The 20,973-nt window shown below is 71.2% G+C and carries 21 protein-coding genes; 15 read left to right on the top strand and 6 right to left on the bottom strand.

The features are described from left to right. Nucleotides 1-103 precede the first annotated feature (103 nt). Nucleotides 104-511, bottom strand: a complete 408-nt coding sequence (locus ACWCSU_RS06495) for a secondary thiamine-phosphate synthase enzyme YjbQ (protein ID WP_357698479.1) — start codon at nucleotides 509-511, stop codon at nucleotides 104-106. A gap of 9 nt (nucleotides 512-520) precedes the next feature. Continuing rightward, nucleotides 521-814 (bottom strand): DUF1918 domain-containing protein, encoded by a 294-nt coding sequence (locus tag ACWCSU_RS06490; RefSeq protein ID WP_364090574.1) that lies wholly within the window; start codon nucleotides 812-814, stop codon nucleotides 521-523. Between the two features lie 1,212 nt (nucleotides 815-2,026). Here ACWCSU_RS06490 and aceE point away from each other — a divergent pair. The 3 genes from aceE (at nucleotide 2,027) to ACWCSU_RS06475 (ending at nucleotide 7,216) form a co-directional block, all read left to right on the top strand. Continuing rightward, complete coding sequence (aceE, locus tag ACWCSU_RS06485; protein ID WP_449933989.1) at nucleotides 2,027-4,774, top strand: pyruvate dehydrogenase (acetyl-transferring), homodimeric type; 2,748 nt, start codon at nucleotides 2,027-2,029, stop codon at nucleotides 4,772-4,774. A gap of 185 nt (nucleotides 4,775-4,959) precedes the next feature. Beyond that, nucleotides 4,960-6,459: an alpha/beta hydrolase gene (locus ACWCSU_RS06480; RefSeq protein ID WP_357698485.1), complete on the top strand. Its 1,500-nt coding sequence runs from the start codon at nucleotides 4,960-4,962 to the stop codon at nucleotides 6,457-6,459. Nucleotides 6,460-6,469: 10 nt separating this feature from the next. Further along, nucleotides 6,470-7,216: a maleylpyruvate isomerase family mycothiol-dependent enzyme gene (locus ACWCSU_RS06475; protein WP_449933987.1), complete on the top strand. Its 747-nt coding sequence runs from the start codon at nucleotides 6,470-6,472 to the stop codon at nucleotides 7,214-7,216. A gap of 196 nt (nucleotides 7,217-7,412) precedes the next feature. On the opposite strand, the gene ACWCSU_RS06470 is transcribed toward ACWCSU_RS06475, so the two are convergent. The 3 genes from ACWCSU_RS06470 to ACWCSU_RS06460 all read right to left on the bottom strand — a co-directional run bounded on the left by ACWCSU_RS06470 (nucleotide 7,413) and on the right by ACWCSU_RS06460 (nucleotide 9,722). After that, nucleotides 7,413-7,772, bottom strand: coding sequence for a VOC family protein (locus ACWCSU_RS06470; protein ID WP_449933985.1), 360 nt, complete (start codon nucleotides 7,770-7,772; stop codon nucleotides 7,413-7,415). 76 nt (nucleotides 7,773-7,848) lie between these two features. Continuing rightward, entirely contained in the window at nucleotides 7,849-8,577 is a 729-nt protein-coding gene (locus ACWCSU_RS06465; RefSeq protein WP_357698491.1) for a helix-turn-helix transcriptional regulator, read from the bottom strand. A gap of 122 nt (nucleotides 8,578-8,699) precedes the next feature. Beyond that, nucleotides 8,700-9,722 (bottom strand): PHP domain-containing protein, encoded by a 1,023-nt coding sequence (locus ACWCSU_RS06460; RefSeq protein ID WP_357698493.1) that lies wholly within the window; start codon nucleotides 9,720-9,722, stop codon nucleotides 8,700-8,702. Between the two features lie 90 nt (nucleotides 9,723-9,812). On the opposite strand from ACWCSU_RS06460, the gene ACWCSU_RS06455 reads away from it, so the two are divergent. The 9 genes from ACWCSU_RS06455 (at nucleotide 9,813) to ACWCSU_RS06415 (ending at nucleotide 18,010) form a co-directional block, all read left to right on the top strand. Further along, nucleotides 9,813-10,220 carry a hypothetical protein gene (locus ACWCSU_RS06455; protein WP_357698495.1) on the top strand — a complete coding sequence of 136 codons (408 nt, stop codon included), beginning with the start codon at nucleotides 9,813-9,815 and terminating at the stop codon, nucleotides 10,218-10,220. A 1-nt stretch (nucleotide 10,221) separates the two neighbouring features. Continuing rightward, complete coding sequence (locus tag ACWCSU_RS06450; protein WP_449933981.1) at nucleotides 10,222-11,367, top strand: glutathionylspermidine synthase family protein; 1,146 nt, start codon at nucleotides 10,222-10,224, stop codon at nucleotides 11,365-11,367. A gap of 24 nt (nucleotides 11,368-11,391) precedes the next feature. Continuing rightward, complete coding sequence (locus ACWCSU_RS06445) at nucleotides 11,392-11,823, top strand: DUF350 domain-containing protein (protein ID WP_364090593.1); 432 nt, start codon at nucleotides 11,392-11,394, stop codon at nucleotides 11,821-11,823. 95 nt (nucleotides 11,824-11,918) lie between these two features. Then, entirely contained in the window at nucleotides 11,919-13,043 is a 1,125-nt protein-coding gene (locus tag ACWCSU_RS06440) for a PucR family transcriptional regulator (protein ID WP_364091046.1), read from the top strand. Nucleotides 13,044-13,146: 103 nt separating this feature from the next. Beyond that, nucleotides 13,147-14,043, top strand: a complete 897-nt coding sequence (locus ACWCSU_RS06435; RefSeq protein ID WP_449933979.1) for an ACP S-malonyltransferase — start codon at nucleotides 13,147-13,149, stop codon at nucleotides 14,041-14,043. After that, nucleotides 14,040-14,993, top strand: a complete 954-nt coding sequence (locus tag ACWCSU_RS06430; RefSeq protein ID WP_449933977.1) for a beta-ketoacyl-ACP synthase III — start codon at nucleotides 14,040-14,042, stop codon at nucleotides 14,991-14,993. Before ACWCSU_RS06435 ends, ACWCSU_RS06430 begins: the two co-directional genes overlap by 4 nt. Before the next feature lie 86 nt (nucleotides 14,994-15,079). Then, nucleotides 15,080-15,319, top strand: a complete 240-nt coding sequence (locus ACWCSU_RS06425; RefSeq protein WP_125639869.1) for an acyl carrier protein — start codon at nucleotides 15,080-15,082, stop codon at nucleotides 15,317-15,319. Between the two features lie 34 nt (nucleotides 15,320-15,353). Next, nucleotides 15,354-16,586, top strand: coding sequence for a beta-ketoacyl-ACP synthase II (fabF, locus tag ACWCSU_RS06420; protein ID WP_357698505.1), 1,233 nt, complete (start codon nucleotides 15,354-15,356; stop codon nucleotides 16,584-16,586). After that, nucleotides 16,586-18,010, top strand: a complete 1,425-nt coding sequence (locus ACWCSU_RS06415) for an acyl-CoA carboxylase subunit beta (protein ID WP_357698508.1) — start codon at nucleotides 16,586-16,588, stop codon at nucleotides 18,008-18,010. Before fabF ends, ACWCSU_RS06415 begins: the two co-directional genes overlap by 1 nt. Before the next feature lie 146 nt (nucleotides 18,011-18,156). On the opposite strand, the gene ACWCSU_RS06410 is transcribed toward ACWCSU_RS06415, so the two are convergent. Beyond that, nucleotides 18,157-18,651, bottom strand: coding sequence for a DUF3145 domain-containing protein (locus ACWCSU_RS06410; protein ID WP_357698511.1), 495 nt, complete (start codon nucleotides 18,649-18,651; stop codon nucleotides 18,157-18,159). Nucleotides 18,652-18,827: 176 nt separating this feature from the next. Between ACWCSU_RS06410 and ACWCSU_RS06405 the strand changes: the two genes are divergently transcribed. From ACWCSU_RS06405 to ACWCSU_RS06395, 3 genes are all read left to right on the top strand, one after another. Next, a complete protein-coding gene (locus tag ACWCSU_RS06405) occupies nucleotides 18,828-19,841 on the top strand; it encodes a S8 family peptidase (protein WP_449933974.1) in 1,014 nt (337 codons plus the stop codon). Nucleotides 19,842-19,913: 72 nt separating this feature from the next. Further along, complete coding sequence (locus ACWCSU_RS06400) at nucleotides 19,914-20,474, top strand: RNA polymerase sigma factor (protein WP_357698515.1); 561 nt, start codon at nucleotides 19,914-19,916, stop codon at nucleotides 20,472-20,474. Beyond that, on the top strand, nucleotides 20,471-20,932 hold the full coding sequence (locus tag ACWCSU_RS06395) for a hypothetical protein (RefSeq protein ID WP_357698518.1): 462 nt from the start codon (nucleotides 20,471-20,473) through the stop codon (nucleotides 20,930-20,932). Before ACWCSU_RS06400 ends, ACWCSU_RS06395 begins: the two co-directional genes overlap by 4 nt. Nucleotides 20,933-20,973 lie beyond the last annotated feature (41 nt).

Here is a 20,973-nt window from a genome sequence, read left to right as displayed (position 1 = left end):
TTGAGTGGCCCCGCTCTATGCGGTTTATCGCTTCGGCACAGTCCACACGCTGTGACCCTCAGTCGTCAACGGTCGCCACGGGTACGGCCGTAGTCGGCCAGAATCAACCCGACAAAAACGACAGGCGAACCTGACGTTGCGTGTTGTCGACATTGAGATCGACCAGCGCGACGGACTGCCAGGTGCCCAACGCCATTCTCCCGCCCAGCACGGGGATCGTGGCATATGGCGGGATCAGCGCGGGCATGACGTGCGACCTGCCGTGACCGCGCGAACCGTGGGCATGACGCCAGCGGTCGTCGGCCGGGAGCAGGTCACGCAGTGCGGCGAGCAGATCGTCGTCGCTGCCCGACCCTAGCTCCAGCAGGGCCACGCCCGCGGTCGCGTGCGGTACGAAAACGTGCAACAGGCCGTCTTCTCCCTGCGCGCGCACGAAATCTGCGCATTCAGCGGTGATGTCGTGCACGGTCTCACGTGAACCCGTGGCCACGGAGATGATTTCTGATCTCACAGGGAAATCCTACTGAGGCACAACGACGGCATCAGGACCGGGAAAGACCAGCCCGGTGTGGCCGTCGTCGAACCGCACACTGTAGGGAGGCCCGCCGTCCGTGCCGTGGACCTCGATGATGACGCCGCCCCGCTCCCTTTCGCCGACGGTGTTGCCGTGCATCAGGAGCCGGTCTCCTGCCGTCGCATTCATACCTTCCACATTGGTACGACGGACCGCCGAGGAAAAGAGCGGATGCCGCGTACGGCGATTTTTTGCCGGGTCTTCATTCGGGCCGAAAACAATGACCGAAACGTTACGCAAGGGGGGTCGGGTGTTCCGGGCTTCGTGGCCGGACGGTGGTTCGGCGGCGGCCCCTGGCCGCTTCGGCGTCTCTGCTGGTCAGGGGCGTGATCGCGGAGCTTCGGGGTGCCCTGTCGCTTGATGATTCCGATATGGCCTCATTTCTGCAGCGACGGGCCCTGAGGGGGCCGGATCGGGTGGCGTCCGTCTGGAGGAGGAGGGGTGGGGGGACGGCGTCCGACCGAGTAGCCGCGCGCCCGCCGGCCGGTGGGGGTGGCGAGGAGCCCGCAGGCGTGGGCCTGCCGACGACTGCGGCCACACCTCTTGAATAGGCGGGTAAAAGGTATGGGCTCCACGCCTGAGGCCTCGGTGGGTCGATCACGAGGCGATGAGCGAGGCATGGCCAGACACCGCACGCCTTCGGCGCGCCGGGACAGGCTCCCAAGCCGCCTTGGGCACTGACCCTGCGGCACGCCTCAAGGTCCCCGCCGGGGCCAAACCCCCACAAGGTCCCCCGCCAGGCCGCGCACTCACCCGGAGCAACCCAAGGGGCGAGGTGGTGCCGGTCTGCGCCCTTCGCGAACGCGCGCCCCGCCGGGTCGCACCGCGAGGTGGGTGGTTAGACTCGCGCGGCGCGCCACCCGACCCATGCCGCCAACGCCCGCTCATCATCAACACCCCCGCCGGGCCGGCCCGGCGGACACCCCGCCCACGCCGCCCACTCCGACCCACGCCCCGCCCAACCCGACCCGCATCCCGCCGACGCCCGCCCACCCCGACCGACACCCCGCCGCCGCACCCGGCTCTGCCCAAACCCCGCAGACGTCCGCCCACCCCGACCGACGCCCCGCCCCGCGCGTCCCAGCCCCGCCCCGCGCGTCCCCGCCCGGGCCCGCGTCCCAGCCCGGGCCCGCGTCCCAGCCCGGGCCCGGGGCCGCGGCTGCGTGAGAAGCGGCCGGTTCGGGGGAGGGGTGAGGGCGGCGGCCGACCCACCGGGACAGCCCCCTAGGATTGGGGCGAAATTTCGTCCGTTTTCTAGTCTTGTTAAATTGCTCCACCGATGTAACCTTTGGTGGCTATTCGTCCTACCATCGGTGGTCTAGGCCACCAACATGGCCCTGCCAGCAGGGACGCTCTGGTTACCCGTCAGTAGAGATGCGTTTTCTACGGCTAGCGACCAGGATGGAAGGCGACCCAGACCAGACTTCAGTCATTCTCGGAAGGCGAGACCCAGTGGCTTCCGGACGCCAGCGATTCTCGATCATCAGCGACGGCCTACCCAGCCAGCTGCCTGATGTCGACCCCAGTGAGACCAACGAGTGGCTCGAGTCTCTCGACAATGTCGTCAAGACCGAAGGCCGCACCAGAGCCCGCTACCTCATGCTCCGCATGCTGGAACGGGCCCGCGAGCACCAGGTCGGCGTGCCGGGCTTGCGCAGCACCGACTACATCAACACGATCCCGCCGGAGCGCGAGCCCTGGTTCCCGGGCGACGAGCACGTCGAGCGGCGCATCCGCGCCTACATCCGGTGGAACGCGGCGGTCATGGTGTCGCGGGCCAACGCCCGCACGAACGTGGGCGGCCACATCGCCACCTACGCCTCGGCGGCCTCGCTCTACGAGGTGGGCTTCAACCACTTCTTCCGCGGCAAGGACCACGGCGAGTCGGGCGACCAGGTGTTCTTCCAGGGCCACGCCGCGCCGGGCATCTACGCCCGCGCCTTCCTGGAGGGCCGTCTCAACGAGGCGCAGCTCGACGCGTTCCGGCAGGAGTTGTCGCACGGCTTCCACGGCCTGCCCTCCTACCCGCACCCGCGGCTCATGCCCGACTTCTGGGAGTTCCCGACGGTCTCCATGGGTCTCGGCCCGATCGGTGCGATCTACCAGGCGCGGTTCAACCGCTACCTGCTCAACCGCGAGCTCAAGGACACCTCGCGCAGCCACGTGTGGGCCTTCCTGGGCGACGGCGAGATGGACGAGCCCGAGTCGCTCGGCGCGATCGGCCTGGCCGCCCGCGAGGAGCTGGACAACCTCACGTTCGTCATCAACTGCAACCTGCAGCGGCTCGACGGCCCGGTGCGCGGCAACGGCAAGATCATCCAGGAGCTGGAGTCGTACTTCCGCGGCGCCGGCTGGAACGTGATCAAGGTCGTCTGGGGCCGCGACTGGGACCCGCTGCTCGCGGCCGACGTCGACGGCGTGCTGGTCAACCAGATGAACACCACGCCCGACGGCCAGTTCCAGACCTACTCGGTCGAGACCGGCGGCTACATCCGCGACCACTTCTTCGGCGGCGACCCGCGCCTGCGCAAGATGGTCGAGCACCTGTCCGACGACGACATCCGCAAGCTGTCGCGCGGCGGCCACGACTACCGCAAGGTCTACGCGGCCTTCAAGGCGGCCCGCGAGCACGTCGGCCAGCCGACGGTGATCCTCGCCCAGACCATCAAGGGCTGGACGCTGGGCAAGGACTTCGAGGCGCGCAACGCCACCCACCAGATGAAGAAGCTCACCAAGGCCGAGCTGAAGGAGTTCCGCGACCGGCTCTACCTGCCGATCCCGGACTCGGCCCTGGAGGGCGAGCTTCCTCCGTACTTCCACCCGGGCGAGAACGACCCGGAGATCCAGTACATGAAGGAGCGGCGCGCGGCGCTCGGCGGCGTGCTGCCCAAGCGGGTCATGCGCGCCAAGCCGGTCAAGCTGCCCGGCGACGACGTCTACAGCCAGTTCCGCAAGGGCTCGGGCAAGCAGCAGGTCGCCACGACCATGGCGTTCGTGCGCCTGCTGAAGGACCTCATGCGCGACAAGGAGATCGGCCACCGGTTCGTGCCGATCATCCCCGACGAGGCCCGCACGTTCGGTCTCGACGCGATGTTCCCGACCGCCAAGATCTACTCGCCCCACGGGCAGACGTACGAGGCGGTCGACAGGGAGCTGCTGCTGTCGTACAAGGAGGCCGTGCAGGGGCAGATCCTGCACGAGGGCATCAGCGAGTCTGGTTCGATGGCCTCGACCATCGCGGCCGGCACCGCCTACGCCACGCACGGCGAGCACATGATCCCGGTCTACATCTTCTACTCGATGTTCGGCTGGCAGCGCACCGGCGACCAGATGTGGCAGATGGGCGACCAGATGGGCCGCGGCTTCCTGCTCGGCGCCACCGCCGGTCGCACCACGCTCAACGGCGAGGGCCTGCAGCACGAAGACGGCCACACGCCGCTCATCGCCTCGACGAACCCGGCCGCGGTCTCCTACGACCCGTCCTGGGCCTTCGAGGTCGCCCACATCGTCAAGGACGGCCTGCGCCGCATGTACGGCGAGCAGCCCGAGGACGTCTTCTACTACCTGACCGTCTACAACGAGCCCTACCTGCAGCCCGCGCAGCCGGCCGATCTCGACGTCGAGGGCCTGCTCAAGGGCCTGTACAAGTTCGCCGAGGCGCCGCAGACGCAGGGTCCGAAGGCCAACATCCTGGTCTCCGGCGTGGCCGGTCCCTGGGCCATGGAGGCTCAGCGGCTGCTGGCCGAGGAGTGGGGCGTGTCGGCCGACGTGTGGTCGGCGACGTCGTGGACCGAGCTGCGGCGCGAGGCGCTGGCGTGCGAGGAGCACAACCTGCTCAACCCCGACGCCGAGCAGCGCGTCCCGTACGTGACGCAGGTGCTCTCGCAGGCCGACGGGCCGTTCGTGGGCGTCAGCGACTACATGAAGGCGGTCCAGGACCAGATCGCGCAGTGGGTGCCGGGTGACTGGTCCTCGCTGGGCACCGACGGGTTCGGCCTGTCCGACACCCGCTCGGCGCTGCGCCGCCACTTCCACGTGGACGCCGCCTCGATCACGCTGGCCGTGCTCACCCGGCTGGTCAAGCGGGGCGAGCTCGACGGCGAGGTGCTGCGCGAGGCCATCGCCCGCTACCACCTGAAGAACGGCGTCACCGAAGCCGGCGGCGCGGAGAGCAACGACACCCAGTCGATGGGCGTCTGAGTCATCCGGAAGGGGCGCTCCCGCGAAGAACTTCTCGCGGGAGCGCCGTCATGTCCGGGTCTCCGCGCGGTCAGCCGGATGAGGCGGCACGTCCAGGAGGGGTGCGTGCCGCCTCACCCAGGTTTGACGCGGGGTCCCGTATGGTGGGCACTACTTCCCCCGGAGACACGAAGGGGAATGTTCGTATGCGACGCGTCCTAGCCGCCGCCCTGCTCGTGACGGCCGCGGGCTGCGCGAGTGCACCCGCAGAGCCCGCCACCGACGGCCCCGGCGCCGACACCGACAAGATCGTCTGGGGGCCGTGCACCGACATCAGGCGCCCGGACGGCGAGCCACCGGCCAAGACGGACGCCTCGGTGCGCTGCGGCAAGCTGGCGGTGCCCCTCGACTACTCCCGCCCCGACGGTGAGAAGCTGGAACTGGCGCTCATCAAGCTGTCGGCCACCGATCCCAAGAAGCGGCTCGGCTCGATGGTGTTCAACTTCGGCGGGCCGGGCGCCTCCGGCGTGGACACCCTCGACCAGGCGGCCAAGGCGCTCACCTCCCTGCGCGCCCACTACGACCTGGTCAGCTTCGACCCGCGCGGCGTCGAGCGCAGCTCGGGCGTACGCTGCGGCGACAGCGCGCAGATGGACCGGTTCGTCTCGCTGAACACGCTGCCCACCAACGCGCAGACGCACCAGGAGAGCCTGGACGCCAACAAGGAGTTCGCCCGGCTCTGCCAGGAGCACTCCGGCAAGATCCTCCCCTACGTCGGCACCGTGAACGCCGCCCGCGACATGGACCGCATCCGCGCCGCCGTCGGCGACCCCAAGCTCAACTACGTCGGCATGTCGTACGGCACCCAGCTCGGCGCCGTCTACGCCACCCAGTTCCCCCAGAACGTGGGCCGCATGCTGCTCGACGCGCCCCTCGACCCGACCGTCACCTTCGAGCAGCGCACGCTGACCCAGACCCGCGGCTTCCAGCAGGCGTACGAGAGCTTCCTGCGCAGCTGCGTCAAGGGCGGCTGCGAGGTCGGCAAGGACGTGACCGCCGCGAACGCCAACGTCGAGAACCTGATGAACCAGCTCACCACCAAGCCGCTGCAGGTGGACGGCCGGCAGCTCACCCAGGGCCTGGCCTCCACCGGCGTGGCCGCCGCCCTGTACTCGGAGCTGACCTGGCCGTTCCTGGAGAAGGCGCTCGGCGACGCGCTGAAGGGCCACGGCGAGGCGCTGATGTACCTGGCCGACTCCTACACCGGACGCTCGGAGGACGGCACCTACTCCACCCAGATGACCAGCTTCCCGGCCATCACCTGCGTGGACACCGCCGAACGGCCCAGCGAGGCCGAGCTGCGGCGCACCGAGGAGGCGGCGCTGAAGATCTCGCCGCTGTTCGGCAGCGAGGGCTCGGGCGGCCTGTGCCGGGTGTGGCCGGCCCAAGGCAGCAACCAGGCGCGGCACGTCAACGCCACCGGCTCGGCGCCGATCCTGGTCGTGGGCGGCAAGGGCGACCCGGCCACGCCGTACCAGTGGGCGCCGCGGCTGACGGCCCAGCTCAGGACCGCGCGGCTGGTCACGTACGAGGGCGAGGGGCACGGGGCGTACCTGTCGGGCAGCAAGTGCGTGCAGGGGCTCGTGGACGCGTACCTGGTGGAGGGCAAGCTGCCCAGCAGGGGCGCGACCTGCCCGGCGGCCTAGTGTGTGACGGGTGACCGACAACGACACCTTCATCACCCGGATCGAGGACGAGGCCGCGCGGTTGGCGGCGCTGGCGACCGACCTGTCGGTCCCGGTGCCGACCTGCCCGGGATGGACGTTCGCCGAGCTCGTCACGCACGTCGGCCAGACTCATCGCTGGGCGGCGTACGTGCTGCGCAACCAGGTGCGGGAGCGCGTCTGGTCGCGGCAGGTGCCCAGCGGGCTCGCGGAGGGGGCGAGCGGCGACGCCGCCTGGCTCCTGGAGGGGGCCGCCGACCTGCTGGACGTGCTGCGCGCCACCGACCCGGACCTCGCGGTGTGGACGTGGGGGCCGGACCTGCGGGCCGGGTGGTGGGCGCCCAGGATGCTCTTCGAGCTGGTGATCCACCGGGCCGACGCCGAGCTCGCACTCGGCCTGGACCCGGAGATCCCGGCGGCGACCGCCGTGGACGGCATCGAGGAGTTCCTGCACAACCTGCCGTACGCGACCTGGGTGACCCGGTCGCTGGCCGGGCTCGGCGCGGAGGGGGCCACGATCCACCTCCACGCGAGCGACGTCGACGGCGAGTGGACCGTGACGCAGGGCGCCGCCGGGGCGGTCAGCTGCGAGCGCGGCCACACCAAGGGCGACGCCGCCGTACGCGGCCCGGCGAGCGAGCTGCTCCTGCTGCTCTACGGTCGGCGGCCCCCGCGGTCGCCGGCCGTCTTCGGCGACCGCGACCTGCTGACCCGCTGGCTGGCGGCCGCCGCCTTCTGAGAACGCCCCTGCCGGGGGAAGGGGCCCTGGACGCGCCGCCGCTCGGCGATCGGCGGCGTGTCCAGGGCGGGTGAACCGCTCCGAGACGGGACGGCCTCGGTCGCGCGGCCCCGGTTCGGCGGGGAAGGTGCTTCCCCGGGGGCACGATCGCGGGCACGGTCCCGCGCGCTCCGGCGGCGTCCGCCGCCGGGCGGGCTCACCTGCGGTGAAAGACTCCGAACAGACTCCCCGAGACGTCACGCAGATAGGCGAAGTCGGTGCCGGCGCCGTCGTCGATCACCTTCATGACCACCTTGCCGCCGAGCGACTCGCTCTTGGCGCACGCGGCCTCGACGTCGGCGACCTGCACGTGGAACACCGCGTGGGCGGGGAAGTCGCCCTTGGTGTTGAACAGCCCGCCGCCGGGACGCTCGCCGCCCGGGTAGTTGACCATGCGGTAGTCGAGCGGGCCGTCGTCGTCGCGGCTGAACGACCAGCCGAACAGCTCGCCGTAGAAGCGCGCGGCGCCTTCGGGGTCATCGGTCGCGACCTCGAACCAGGTCACCGTGTTGTCCATCGTCATCTCCTCGTCTTTCGAACAAGACAACGATGTATCGCTACGGCGACAACCCTATGTCGGTGTTTTCGCATGTTTAATCGAGCATGGTTCCGCGTACGACCATCTCCGGCACGTCGGGGGCGAACCCTTCGAGCGGCCGCTCGGGACAACGCTCGACGGTGACGACGGCCGAGGCGATGCGGTCGAGCCGGAAGACGCGGACGTCCTCCCGCAACCGGCACCACGCCACGAGGTACCAGAAACCGCCGCGCCCGCCCAGGAACACCCCCGGTTCGACGTCGCGCGAGGTGAGCGCACCCTTGGCGTCGGCGTAGTCGAGCCTGAGCACGCGCCGCCGCAGCAGCGCCTCCTCGATCGCCCGGGAGATGCCCTCGGCGCCGAGCGGCCGGATCTGGGAGCCGGGCTCGGGCGGCTCGCTGACGAGTTGCACCCGCCGCGCCAGCTCCCTGGCCAGGTCGCCCTCGGGCCCCGGCATGGCCGAGACCACCTTGCGTAACGCGCTGCGGGCCTGGCGGCCGAACGGCTGGTCGCCGGCCTGGCTGAGCGCCACCGCGATGGCCACCGCCTCGGCCGGGGTGAAGTTGAGCGGGGGCAGCGACATCTTCTTGTCGAGGGCGTAGCCGCCCCTGCGACCGGGCTCGGCGTAGATCGGCACCCCGGACCCCTGCAACGCGGTGATGTCGCGCTCGATGGTGCGCACGCTGACCTCGAACCGCTCGGCGAGCTCGCGGGCGGAGCGGCAGCGTGGCGCGATGGCGCGCAGGTCCTCGACGAGCGCATAGAGCCGGTCGGTACGGTTCACAGCCGGAACGCTACGCGCCGCCACCGACAATCACCGGCCCCGCACGGGCCACGCAAGAACGCCCTAACCGCCCGGACACCCACCTCTCACGCCGCCGTCCACCCCAGGAGCCGCGCCGGGACTCACGCCGCCGTCCACTCCAGGAGCCGTTCCAGGGGCCAGGTGTTGACGATGCGGCCGGCCTCGATGCCGCACCGGGCCGCCCGCTCGCAGCCGAACCGCTGCCAGTCGAGCTGACCGGGCGCGTGCGCGTCGGAGTCGATCGAGAACACGCACCCCGTCTCGTACGCCAGCCGCATGAGCCGCTTGGGCGGGTCGAGCCGGTCGGGCCTGGAGTTGATCTCCACGGCGACCCCGAACCGCCGGCACGCCTCGAAGACCAGCTCGGCGTCGAACTCCGACTCCGGCCTCTTGACCCCGCGCTCGCCGCCGGCCCGCACGACTCGCCCCGTGCAGTGCCCCAGCACGTCGACCAGGGGGTTGGCGACGGCGGTGACCATGCGGCGGGTCATCTCCTCGCGGTCCATGCGCAGCTTGGAGTGGACGCTGGCCACGACCACGTCGAGCCGTCCGAGCAGGGCCGGGTCCTGGTCGAGCGAGCCGTCGAGGTTGACGTCGACCTCGATGCCGGTCAGGATCCGGAACGGCGCCAGCCGCTCGTTGAGCCCGGCCACCACGTCGAGCTGCCGTTCCAGCCGCTCGGCCGACAGGCCCTTGGCCACGGTCAGGCGCGGCGAGTGGTCGGTCAGCGCCCAGTACTCGTGGCCGAGCCCCCTGGCGGCCTCGGCCATCTCCTCGATCGGCGAGCCGCCGTCGGACCAGTCGGAGTGGCTGTGCAGGTCGCCCTTCAGCGCCTCGCGCAGGGCCGCGGTCTCGGCGTCGAGCTCGACGCCCTCGGTGGCCCGCAACCTACGCAAATACGTCGGAACCTGTCCGTCGAGGGCTTCGTTGATCACGAGGGCGGTGACCTTGCCGATGCCGGGGAGGTCGCCCAGCCCGCCGGCGGCGGCCAGCCGTGTGAGCTCCCCTTCCGGCAGGTCGTCCACGACCGCGGCCGCGCGGCGGAACGCGCGGACCCGGTAGGTGGGCTCACCTGCGCGTTCGAGCAGGAAGGCGATCTCGCGCAGGGCCTGAACCGGTTCCATGAGTCCATTCATACCCGAGCGGACGGTCACCGGCGTTGAACGGGGACAAGGCCCACCGATAGGCTGATCGCCCAGGAAAGCAGGAGCTAGATGGCATATCCGCCGCCGCACAAGCCGGCCCCCACACCCCCGCGCAAGTCGTCCAAGGCCGTCCCGCTGACCATTCTCGGGGTCCTGTCGGTGATGCTGGTCGGCTACTGCGCCGCCACCCAGGACGACGACGACGTCACCGCCGACTGCGTGGTGCAGCTCGACGACGGCACGTACGAGGTCGTCGACGACGACTACTGCGACGACGACGGCGGCAGCGGCGGCAGCGGGTCCCACTTCTACGGCGGTTCGCGCGGCGCGTACCTGTGGTACTACGGCGGCCACCGGGTGGGCAACCGCATGCAGGGCGGCACCACGTACCGGCCGTCGGACGTCAACATCTCCAGCCGCAGCGGCAAGTCGATCCAGCGCGGCGGCTTCGGCAACAGCTGGGGCGGCGGGAGCTGACGTGCGCCGCGAGCATGGCATCGTCCGTCCCGGCTGGGAGAAGACGATCGAGAGCCAGGGCCTGGCCTACCACCGGGCGGCCCACCCCGAGGGCCTGAACAGGCCCTACTGGGACGAGTCGGTCCACTATGTCCTGTCCCTGGAGGAGGTGGAGTCGCTGGAGGCGCAGGTCGAGGAGCTGCACGGCATGTGCCTGCGGGCCGTCGAGCACGTCGTCTCGACCGGCCGCTACGCCGACTTCGCCGTCCCCGAGTGGGCCGGGGACGCCGTGGCGCGCTCCTGGGAGCGCCGCGACCCCCACCTCTACGGCCGCTTCGACCTGCGCTACGACGGCACGGGCCCGGCCCGGCTGCTGGAGTACAACGCCGACACGCCGACGTCGCTGCTGGAGTCGTCGGTGATCCAGTGGTTCTGGCTCCAGGACACCCACCCCGGCGACGACCAGTGGAACTCCATCCACGAGCGGCTGATCGAGCGGTGGCGCGAGCTGCCGCTGCCGCCCGGCCCCACGCACTTCGCCTTCACCAACGCCGACGAGACGGGCGAGGAGGCCATGACGGTCGCCTACCTGCAGGAGACCGCCGAGCAGGCGGGCCGCCGGACGGTCGCCGTGGCCATGGAGGACATCGGCTGGGACGAGCTCAACCGCCGTTTCGTCGACGCCGGCGAGGAGATGATCCGCTCGGCGTTCAAGCTCTACCCCTGGGAGTGGATGCTGGCCGACGACTTCGGCCGGCACGCGGTGCGCCACTCCACCTGGATCGAGCCGCTGTGGAAGTCTCTGCTGTCGAACAAGGCGCTGCTGGCCGTGTTGTGGGAGCTCTACCCCGGCCATCCGAACCTGCTGCCCGCCTACCTCGACGGCCCGCGCGAGCTGACCTCCTACATCGCCAAGCCGCTGCTCGGCAGGGAGGGCGCGTCCATGCGCATCGTCACCCCCGAGGGCACCCAGGAGACGCCGGGCCGCTACGGCCAGGAAGGCTACGTCTTCCAGGGCTTCGAGGCCCTGCCCGCCTTCGAGGGGCAGCGGCCGGTGCTCGGCGCCTGGGTGGTCGCCGACGAGGCCGCCGGGCTCGGCATCAGGGAGACCACCGGCCTGATCACCGACGACACCTCCTCCTTCGTCCCTCATCGCATTGCGAGCTGAAGCACCCCCGTGATTGGAAATGACGTGACCCTTCTCGAAGTACTGGCCCGCGGCGCCGGCGCGATCGCCGCGTACGCCGCCGTCGGCGTGATCCTCCTGATCGTCGGCTTCTACGTGATCGACTGGGCCACGCCCGGCAAGCTGAGCGAGATCATCCGCACCGAGCGCAACGCCAACGCCACGCTGCTCACCACGTCCGCGCTGGCCGCGATCGGCCTCATCGTGGCCGCCTCCATCTGGTCCTCCGGCGGCCGGCTGGCCGAGGGGCTCGCGGGCACGGCCGTGTTCGGGCTGGTCGGCATCGTGGTGCAGACCGTGGCGATGCTGGTGTTCGACAAGGTCGTCGGCATCTCCGTACGCGACCTGGTGAAGGAGCCGGAGCTGCAGCCCGGCGCGCGGCTGCTCGCGGTCACCCACGTGGCGATCGGCCTGATCACGGCGGTTGCGGTCATCTGAAACACCACGGTTACGGTCATCGGAACCGACCTGGCACTCTAGGAGGCGTGACAGACCGGACTCGGGAGGACACCACCCGCAGGCTCGAGCGTGCGATGGGCGCGCTCGGCACGGCGGCGATGGCGCGCATGGACGACCAGCTCCCCTGGTTCCGGGCGCTCAGCGCCGAGGACCGCTCGTGGGTGGGCCTGGTGGCCCAGGCCGGCATCGCCGCGTTCGTGGAGTGGTTCCAGCACGCTGGCGAGGACCGGCCGACGCCCAGCATCGAGTTCTTCGGCACGGCGCCACGCGAGCTCAAACGCTCGATCTCGCTCCAGCAGACGGTCGACATCGTCAGGATCGTGGTCGAGGTGGTCGAGGCCCAGACCGACGAGCTGGCCGCACCGGGCGGTGAGGACCAGCTCCAGCAGGCGATGCTCCGCTACACGCGCGACGTGGCCTTCGCCGCCGCCCATGTCTACGCCCGCGAGGCCGAGGCCCGCGGCTCCTGGGACGCCCGGCTGGAGGCGCTGATCGTCGACGCGCTGGTGCGGGGCGAGGTCGACGACGGCCTCCACTCCTGGGCCGCGGCCCTCGGCTGGACCTCCTCCCCCGTCGTCGTGATCGCCGGGCACGCCCCCGACGACGACCCCCGCGCGGTCATCGACGGCCTGCGCGAGAAGGGCCGCCGCATCGGCATGGACCTGCTGGCCGGCGTGCAGGCCGACCGGCTGATCGTGATCGTGGGCGGCGCCGACAGCGTCCAGGACGCGGCCCGGCAGGTCGTGGCGCGCTTCGGCGTGGGCCCGATCGTCATCGGCCCCGAGGTGCCCGATCTGCACGCCGCCGCGCGGTCGGCACGGGCCGCGCTGGCCGGGCTGAAGGCGTCCGCAGGCTGGCCGGACGCGCCCAGGCCGGTGCACGCCGAGGACCTGCTGGCCGAACGCGCGCTCGACGGCGACACCGACGCCAGGGAGCAGCTCATCGAGAACGTCTACCTGCCGTTGGCCGGCACACCCCTGCTCGATACGCTTGCCACATACCTCGAACAGGGCACCTCCCTGGAGGCGACGGCGCGGCTGCTGTTCGTGCACCCGAACACGGTCCGCTACCGTCTGAAGAAGATCACCGAACTCACGGGCTACCAGCCCACCGAGGGCAGGTCGGCCTTCACGCTGCAGGTCGGCCTCATCCTCGGCAGGCTTTCTGAGGGCGCTGCGGCATGGCGGGCCCTAACGTAACATTCCCGAAATCTTCACTGTAGGGTTCCTACAAAACACCCCGGACAAAGTTCGTACGGATCTCCATCCGCGTGTCGAAGTTCTACAGGGCATGGTGGTTTTTGTGCTTGTACTCGTCGCTCCGGGCCAAGGTGCCCAAACCCCAGGCTTCCTGACCCCCTGGCTCGAGCTGCCCGGCCTCGCCGACAGACTCGGCGCGTGGTCGGAGGTCGCCGGGATCGACCTGGTCGCCTACGGCACCACCGCCGACGCCGACGAGATCCGCGACACCGCCGTCGCCCAGCCGCTGCTCGTGGCCGCCGCGCTGGCCGCCGCCGAGGCGCTGGGGGCCTCCCCCGACGTGCTGGCCGGCCACAGCGTGGGCGAGTTCGCCGCGGCCGCGCTGGCCGGGGTGCTCACCCCGGAGCAGGCGCTGAGCCTGGTCCGCGAGCGCGCCCAGGCCATGGCCAAGGCCGCCGCCGTGACCGAGACCGGCATGACGGCCGTGCTCGGCGGCGTGGAGGCCGACGTGCTGGCCGCGATCGAGCGCCACGGGCTGGCCCCGGCCAACATCAACGGCGCGGGCCAGATCGTGGCGGGCGGCACGCTGGAGCAGCTCGCCGCCTTCAAGGACGACGCGCCCGCCCGTGCCAGGCTCATCCCGCTCAAGGTGGCCGGCGCGTTCCACACCGGTCACATGGCCCCGGCCGTCGACGCCCTGCGCGAGGCGGCCTGGAACGTCGTGCCCGGCGACCCGCGGGTCACGCTGCTGTCCAACGCCGACGGCCGGCCCGCCGCCACCGGCGCCGAGTTCGTCCAGCGGCTCATCTCGCAGATCAGCAGCCCCGTCCGATGGGACCTGTGCATGGCGACGATGGCCGAGCTGGGCGTGACCAAGATGATCGAGCTGCTGCCCGGCGGCACGCTGACCGGGCTCGCCAAGCGCGGCCTGCGGGGCGTCGAGACCGTGGCGCTGAAGACACCCGACGACCTCGACGCGGCCAGGGAGCTGATCAAATGAGGATCCCCGACATCGCCCCAGGCGCCCGGATTCTGGCCTTCGGCCATTACCAGCCGGACAACATCGTCACCAACGACGACCTGGCCAAGACCATGGAGACCAACGACGAGTGGATCCAGTCCCGCGTCGGGATCAAGGAGCGCCGGGTCGCCTCCGCCAACGAGTCCGTGGAGGACATGGCGGCCCAGGCGGGCGGCAAGGCGCTGGCCGCCAGCGGCCTGACCCCCGACGAGGTCGACCTGGTGATCGTGGCCACCTGCACGCTGGAGACCCAGATCCCCAACGCCGCGGCCGTCGTGGCCCACCGGCTGGGCATCAAGTCCCCGGGCGCGTTCGACGTCAACGCCGCCTGCGCCGGTTTCTGCTACGCGCTGGCCACCGCCAGCGCCGCGGTCCGCGGCGGCGCGGCCAGGAACGTGCTGGTCATCGGCTCGGAGAAGCTGTCGCAGTGGGTCGACTGGACCGACCGGTCCACGGCCGTGATCTTCGCCGACGGCGCCGGCGCCGCCGTGGTCGGCCCGTCCGACACGCCCGGCATCGGCCCGGTGGTGTGGGGCAGCTCCGGCGACAAGTCCGAGGCCATCTCCATCGCCGACCGCACGAAGTTCCTCACCCAGGAGGGCCAGACGGTCTTCCGCTGGGCCACCGCGCTGCACCCGGTGGCCCTGGAGGCGTGCGCCCGCGCCGGGGTCGACCCCTCGGAGCTGGCGGCGTTCGTGCCCCACCAGGCCAACCTGCGCATCATCGAGGCCATCGCACGCAAGCTCGGTGCCGACAAGGCCGTCATCGGCCGTGACATCGTCACCGCGGGCAACACGTCGGCGGCCTCCATTCCGCTCGCGCTCTCGCGGATGCTGGAGCGCGGCGAGGTCCGCTCAGGCGACCTCGCGCTCATCCTCGGCTTCGGCGCCGGTCTGACCTATGCGGGCCAAGTGATCGAGATTCCGTAGGATCCGGTACGGCGCCCGCCGTACTTGTTCAGAGCTCGTACGGCGAGAGCCGTACAGAAACCAGAAAATAAAGGAGAAGTAGCGACATGGCTGCCACCGAGCAGGAGATCCTCGCGGGCCTCGGCAAGATCATCAACGAGATCACCGGCATTCCGGCCGGCGAGGTGACCCCGGAGAAGAGCTTCGTCGACGACCTCGACATCGACTCCCTGTCCATGGTCGAGATCGCCGTGGCCGCTCAGGACGAGTTCGGCGTCGAGATCCCCGACGACCAGCTGAAGAACCTGAAGACGGTCAAGGACGTCCTCAACTTCATCCAGGCCTGACAAACCAGTTCTGACCAGTAAGGAGCGCGAAAACGTGAGTGCGAACCGGGTACGTGTCGTCGTCACCGGGCTTGGCGCGACGACGCCCGTCGGTGGAGACGTCACCTCGACCTGGACGGCGCTCCTCGCCGGTCAGTCGGGTGTGGAGACCCTCACCACGGAGTGGATCGACTCCGTCCCCGTGCGGTTCGCGGGGACGGCGGCGGTCGACCCCACCGAGGTGCTGCCCCGCCCCGAGGCCCGCCGTCTCGACCGCAGCGAGCAGTTCGCCCTGGTCGCCGCCCGGGAGGCCTGGCAGGACGCCGGCGCCCCCGAGGTGGCCCCCGAGCGGCTGGGCGTCGTGGTCTCCAGCGGCATCGGCGGCATCACCACCACGCTGACCGCCTACGACACGTGGAAGGAGCGCGGCTGGAACCGGCTGTCGCCCTTCACCGTGCCGATGCTCATGCCCAACGGCCCGGCCGCCTGGATCGGCATCGACCTGGGCGCCCAGGCGGGCGTGCACGCCACCGTCTCCGCCTGCGCCTCCGGCGCCGAGGCGATCGGCTACGCCATGGACATGATCCGGCTCGGCCGCGCCGACGTGGTGGTCGCGGGCGGCACCGAGGCCGCCATCCACGGCCTCAACATCGCGGCCTTCGCCGCCGCGCGGGCGATGTCCACCCGCAACGACGACCCGCAGGGCGCCTCCCGGCCGTGGGACCGCGACCGCGACGGGTTCGTGCTCGGCGAGGGCGCCGGCATCGTGGTGCTGGAGTCCGAGGAGCACGCCAAGGCGCGCGGCGCGCGCATCTACGCCTACGCCGCCGGTGTCGGCTACTCGGCCGACGCCCACCACATCACGCAGCCCGAGCCCGAGGGCCGCGGCATCATCATGGCGATGACGCAGGCGCTGACCGACGCCGAGATCACCGGCCTCGACGTCAAGCACGTCAACGCCCACTCCACGTCCACCCCGGCGGGCGACGTGGGCGAGGTGCAGGCCGTGGCCAAGGCCATCGGCACCCACCCGCTGGTCACCTCGACCAAGTCCATGACCGGTCACCTGCTCGGCGGCGCGGGCGGCATCGAGTCCGTCTTCACGATCAAGGCGCTGCAGGAGCGGATCGTCCCGGCCACCATCAACCTCGACAACCTCGACGACGGCATCGAGGTCGACATCGTCCACGGCGCGAACCGTCCGCTGCCGCAGGGCGACCTCGCCGCCGTCAACAACTCCTTCGGGTTCGGCGGGCACAACGTCACCGTCGTCTTCAAGGGGGCTTGATGACCGTACTGGACAGCCGGGTGGTGGGTGAGGGCTCCGGCCAGGAGCCCGCCGATCCCCGTGATCCAGTCGTCCGCCTGACAGCGCTGCTCGACGAGGGCTCGCTGCGGCTCATCACCCCAGAGGACAAAAGCGGCGTCCTGGCCGCCATGGGCCGGATCGAGGGCGTGCCCGTCGCCGCCTTCTGCAGCGACGCCCGCTTCCAGGGCGGCGCGATGGGCAGCGAGGGCTGCGAGCACATCGTGCACGCCTACGACGTGGCCGTCCGCGAGCGGGTGCCGGTCATCGGCATCTGGCATTCCGGCGGCGCCCGGCTCGCCGAGGGCGTCGAGTCGCTGCACGCCGTCGGCCGGGTGTTCGCGGCCATGACCAAGGCGTCGGGCGTCGTGCCGCAGATCTCGGTGGTCGTCGGCCCGGCCGCCGGCGGCGCCGCCTACGGCCCCGCGCTCACCGACCTGGTGATCCTGGCCGACACCGGCCGTATCTTCGTGACCGGCCCCGACGTCGTGCGCAGCGTCACCGGCGAGAACGTCGACGCCGAGGCGCTGGGCGGCCCCGAGCCCCACAGCAGGCGCAGCGGCGTGGTGCACGTCGTCACCAAGACCGAGGCCGACGCCTACCTCCAGGCGCGCCGGCTCGCCACGCTGCTCGGCCACCAGGGCAGGGTGCGTCCCGGCGAGGTGGAGGAGGTCGACTTCTCCTCCTTGCTGCCCGAGTCCGCGCGGCGCGCCTACGACGTCAAGCCGCTGGTCAACGGCCTGCTCGACGAGGACGGCGTCGAACTGCACGCCAAATGGGCGCCCAACGTCGTCACGTCGCTGGGCCGCCTCGGCGGCCGGACGGTCGGCGTCGTCGCCAACAACCCGTTGCGGCTGGCCGGCTGCCTCGACGCCACGTCCGCCGAGAAAGCCGCCCGCTTCGTACGTATGTGTGACGCCTTCGGGGTGCCATTGGTTGTCCTCGTGGACGTCCCCGGTTACCTGCCGGGTGTCGGCCAGGAGCACGACGGCGTGGTCCGGCGCGGCGCCAAGCTGCTGCACGCCTTCGCCGAGGCCTCGGTTCCCAGGATCACCCTGGTCACGCGCAAGGCGTACGGCGGGGCGTACGTCGCGATGAACTCGCGGGCGCTGGGCGCGACCAAGGTGTTCGCCTGGCCGACCACCGAGGTGGCGGTCATGGGGGCCGTGGCGGCGGTGCGCGTGCTCAAGCGGCGCGAGCTCGCGGCGGCCTCCGACGAGGAGCGGCCGGCGCTGGAACAGCGGCTCGCCGAGGAGCACGAGAAGCTCGCCGGCGGCCTGGCCCGCGCCCAGGAGCTGGGCGTCGTCGACGAGGTGATCGAGCCGGCCGAGACGCGCGGCGCCATCGCCAAGGTGCTCGCCCAGGCCACCCCGGCCAGGGGCGCCCACGGCAACATCCCGCTGTAGACCCGTCCGCGAAAGGCCCCGCACCGATGCCCGGTGCGGGGCCTTTCCGCTGCTTGACGCCTTGGTGATGGCCTGAATCACAAGGCGCGGCACGGCGGCCCGATGCCGGCCGCCCTCGGCGGGCGCTCAGCGGGAGGTGGGGCGGGTCAGACGGCGGCGTGCAGCCAGCGGACGGGAGCGCCGTCGCCGGCGTACCGGAAGGGCTCCAGCTCTTCGTCCCACGGCCGGCCGAGCAGCTTGTCGAGCTCGTCCTCCAGCACGGACCGGCCCTGGGCGGCCGTCATCATGGCGGCACGCAGGCGGTCTTCGGAGATCATGATGTCCCCGGCCGCGCCGATGACCGCCGTGAAGGCGCCGAGCGTCGGCGTGTAGGCGTGTCTGGAGCCGTCGACGCCGGGCGAGGGATCCTCGGTGATCTCGAATCTCAGGCGCTGCCAGCCCATGAGGGAAGAGGCGATGGCCGCCGCGATGCCGGCGCGGCCCTCCCACTCCGCCTGCGCGCGCACGACGTTCGGCGCGGCTGGTTGCGGTGTCCACGTCAGATCAACGGGCACGCCAAGGACACCCGCGACTGCCCATTCGATGTGAGGGCACAGCGCGGGCTGAGCCGAGTGGACGTAAAGCACGCCACGAGCAGACACCGGACCTCCCGTTTCGGTACGAGGTGCGCCTTCCCCAACGGCCTCGCCCCGGGATGATCACAAGTGACTAGGGAGAGACTACCGTCGGTCGCCATCGGACACCAGAGGGGGGCCATACCAAGTTGGTGCGGGCGTGTCACGTGACAGTTGTGGCAGGCGGGGAAACATACCGCCTCATGGACATGCAATCTGTCGGCGAGGCGTACATCAGGCCAGGTCAGGTGCTGGTCGACCGTGGCGCGGTGTCGGTCGCCGCCCGCTGGACGCAGGCGGTCTCCGAGGCCGACGGAGTGACCGTCCTGCATCTGTCGGCCGGGGTGGACCCGTGCGAGATCACCGCCGAGTTGCGCGACCGGGGCTTCCGTGCCTCGCCCAACCACGTGGTCACCGGCCAGCCGCTGTTCTTCGGCGGCCCGGCCTCCCGGCCCTTCCCCGTGCCGCCGGTGTCGTACCGGGCGGGCAGGTCGCGTTCCGACGTGGTCGTGGCCGTGCTCGACACCGGCGTGGCGAAACATCCGTGGTGGTCGGGCAGCGACTGGTACACCCGGCTCGGCCCGGAGGGAGCCGACGCCGTCCAGGGGACGCAGGCCGGGCACGGCACGTTCGTCGCCGGCCTGCTGACCCGCCAGGCGCCCGGGGCCAGGCTCCGGGTGCGCCGGGTGCTCGACGGCGACGGCCTGGGCGACGAGGCGACCGTGGTGCGCACCCTCCACCGCATGCGCGAGGACCCGCCCCAGGTGCTCAACCTCTCCTTCGGCTGCCACTCCTTCGACGACCGGCCGCCGCCCCTGCTGTCCGACGCCATCGGCGCGCTGAAGGACACGGTGACGGTGGCCTGCGCCGGCAACACCGCCTCCGACCGGCCGTTCTGGCCCGCCGCCCTGCCGTGCGCGGTGGGCGTGGCGGCCCTCGACGCCGCGCAGGAGCGCCGCGCGCCCTTCTCCGGGTACGGCACCTGGGTCGACGCCTGCGCCCGCGGCGACTGGCTGACCAGCAGTTTCCTGGACACGGGCGAGTTCGGCGGCTACGCCGCCTGGAGCGGCACGTCGTTCGCCGCCGCCCTGGTGTCGGGGGCCGTGGCCGACGCCGCCCGGAGCGAACCGGCCAAGGAAGCCGTGGAGCGACTGCTCGACTCCCGGCGGTCCCGGCAAATTCCCGATCTGGGAGTTCTCGTACCCACGAGTCTGTAGAGTTTACGCTCAGTCCTCAGTCAATCACGAGGAGACAGGATGACCTCCCCGTGTGGGACGAAAGGAGGCCGCATGAGCGACTTGCGCGATCCGGCGAAGCTGCTCCTCGACGCGGCCGACGGCGACCGATCCGCCTGGGACGAGCTGGAGTCCCGGTTCGGCCCGCGCATGTGGGCGCTGGCCCGCTCGTGCGGGCTGGGCGAGGCCGATGCCGCCGACGCGGTCCAGGGCGCCTGGCTGCGGCTGCTCCAGCACATGCACGACATCCGCGACCCCTCGCGGGTGGGCGGCTGGCTGATGACGACCACCCGCCGTGAGGCGCTCCTCCTGCTGCGGAAGGAGTCGTCGGGCCTGCTGGTCAGCGATCCGGAGGGAAGGCCCACCTTCGGGGCCGTCGAGGAGCCGGATCCCGCGTCCGCCGTGCTGGAGGCCGACGGCAGGCGCCTGCTGTGGAAGTCGGTCTCCGCCCTGCAGGAACCCTGCCGTACTCTGCTGCAGCTGGTCGCGACCGATCTGGGCAACCAGCAGATGGCGATGCGGCTCGGGTTGCCCGTGGGCAGCGTGGGGCCGACCAGGGCCCGCTGCCTGGAGAAACTGCGCACTCTGCTCTCACTACAGGAGACAGCGCAATGATCAACGACGAGTACTTCCTGGCGGCCCTCCGGCTCGCCGCCGGAATGGATCCGATGCCCGGGCACGTGTCGGCCTCCGCGCGTGAGATCTACGGGCTGCGCGTTCCGCACGCGGTGACCGCCGACCCGGCCGACCCCGCCGAGGGCCGCGCGTCGCGGTCCGTCGCCGCCGACCTCGACGACGGGGCCCAGCTGGTGCGGTTCGTCACCGACGGTCTCACCTTCGACCTGGAGGTGACCGTGGGCGACGGGCTGATCGACGTCGCCGGTCAGATCTTCCCCGACCCCGGGGAAGACTCCGTCGTCGACGTGCGCACCCCGCATCTGACCCTCACCCGGCAGATCGCCCACAACGGCCGGTTCGCGGTCACCGGGCTGCCGCCGGGGTGGCTGAGCGTGGTGTGCCACCGTCCCGGTCACGCGCCCGTCCAGACCAGGTGGGTGCGCATCCGGCCGTGACGCCTCCGCCGAGGCACACGTCCGCGCCGTACACCCCCGCC

This window comes from Nonomuraea sp. NPDC001699, assembly GCF_053596455.1.
This window is presented reverse-complemented; position numbering and strand designations above follow the sequence as displayed.

What these genes read in the sequence shown, in the direction of transcription:
- ACWCSU_RS06425 (WP_125639869.1), top strand. Translation starts at nt 15,080, where the DNA reads ATGGCTGCCACCGAGCAGGAGATCCTCGCGGGCCTCGGCAAGATCATC.
- ACWCSU_RS06400 (WP_357698515.1), top strand. Translation starts at nt 19,914, where the DNA reads ATGAGCGACTTGCGCGATCCGGCGAAGCTGCTCCTCGACGCGGCCGAC.
- ACWCSU_RS06460 (WP_357698493.1), bottom strand. Translation starts at nt 9,722, where the DNA reads ATGGAACCGGTTCAGGCCCTGCGCGAGATCGCCTTCCTGCTCGAACGC.
- ACWCSU_RS06455 (WP_357698495.1), top strand. Translation starts at nt 9,813, where the DNA reads ATGGCATATCCGCCGCCGCACAAGCCGGCCCCCACACCCCCGCGCAAG.
- ACWCSU_RS06415 (WP_357698508.1), top strand. Translation starts at nt 16,586, where the DNA reads ATGACCGTACTGGACAGCCGGGTGGTGGGTGAGGGCTCCGGCCAGGAG.
- ACWCSU_RS06430 (WP_449933977.1), top strand. Translation starts at nt 14,040, where the DNA reads ATGAGGATCCCCGACATCGCCCCAGGCGCCCGGATTCTGGCCTTCGGC.
- ACWCSU_RS06395 (WP_357698518.1), top strand. Translation starts at nt 20,471, where the DNA reads ATGATCAACGACGAGTACTTCCTGGCGGCCCTCCGGCTCGCCGCCGGA.
- ACWCSU_RS06440 (WP_364091046.1), top strand. Translation starts at nt 11,919, where the DNA reads ATGGGCGCGCTCGGCACGGCGGCGATGGCGCGCATGGACGACCAGCTC.
- ACWCSU_RS06480 (WP_357698485.1), top strand. Translation starts at nt 4,960, where the DNA reads ATGCGACGCGTCCTAGCCGCCGCCCTGCTCGTGACGGCCGCGGGCTGC.
- ACWCSU_RS06470 (WP_449933985.1), bottom strand. Translation starts at nt 7,772, where the DNA reads ATGGACAACACGGTGACCTGGTTCGAGGTCGCGACCGATGACCCCGAA.
- ACWCSU_RS06405 (WP_449933974.1), top strand. Translation starts at nt 18,828, where the DNA reads ATGGACATGCAATCTGTCGGCGAGGCGTACATCAGGCCAGGTCAGGTG.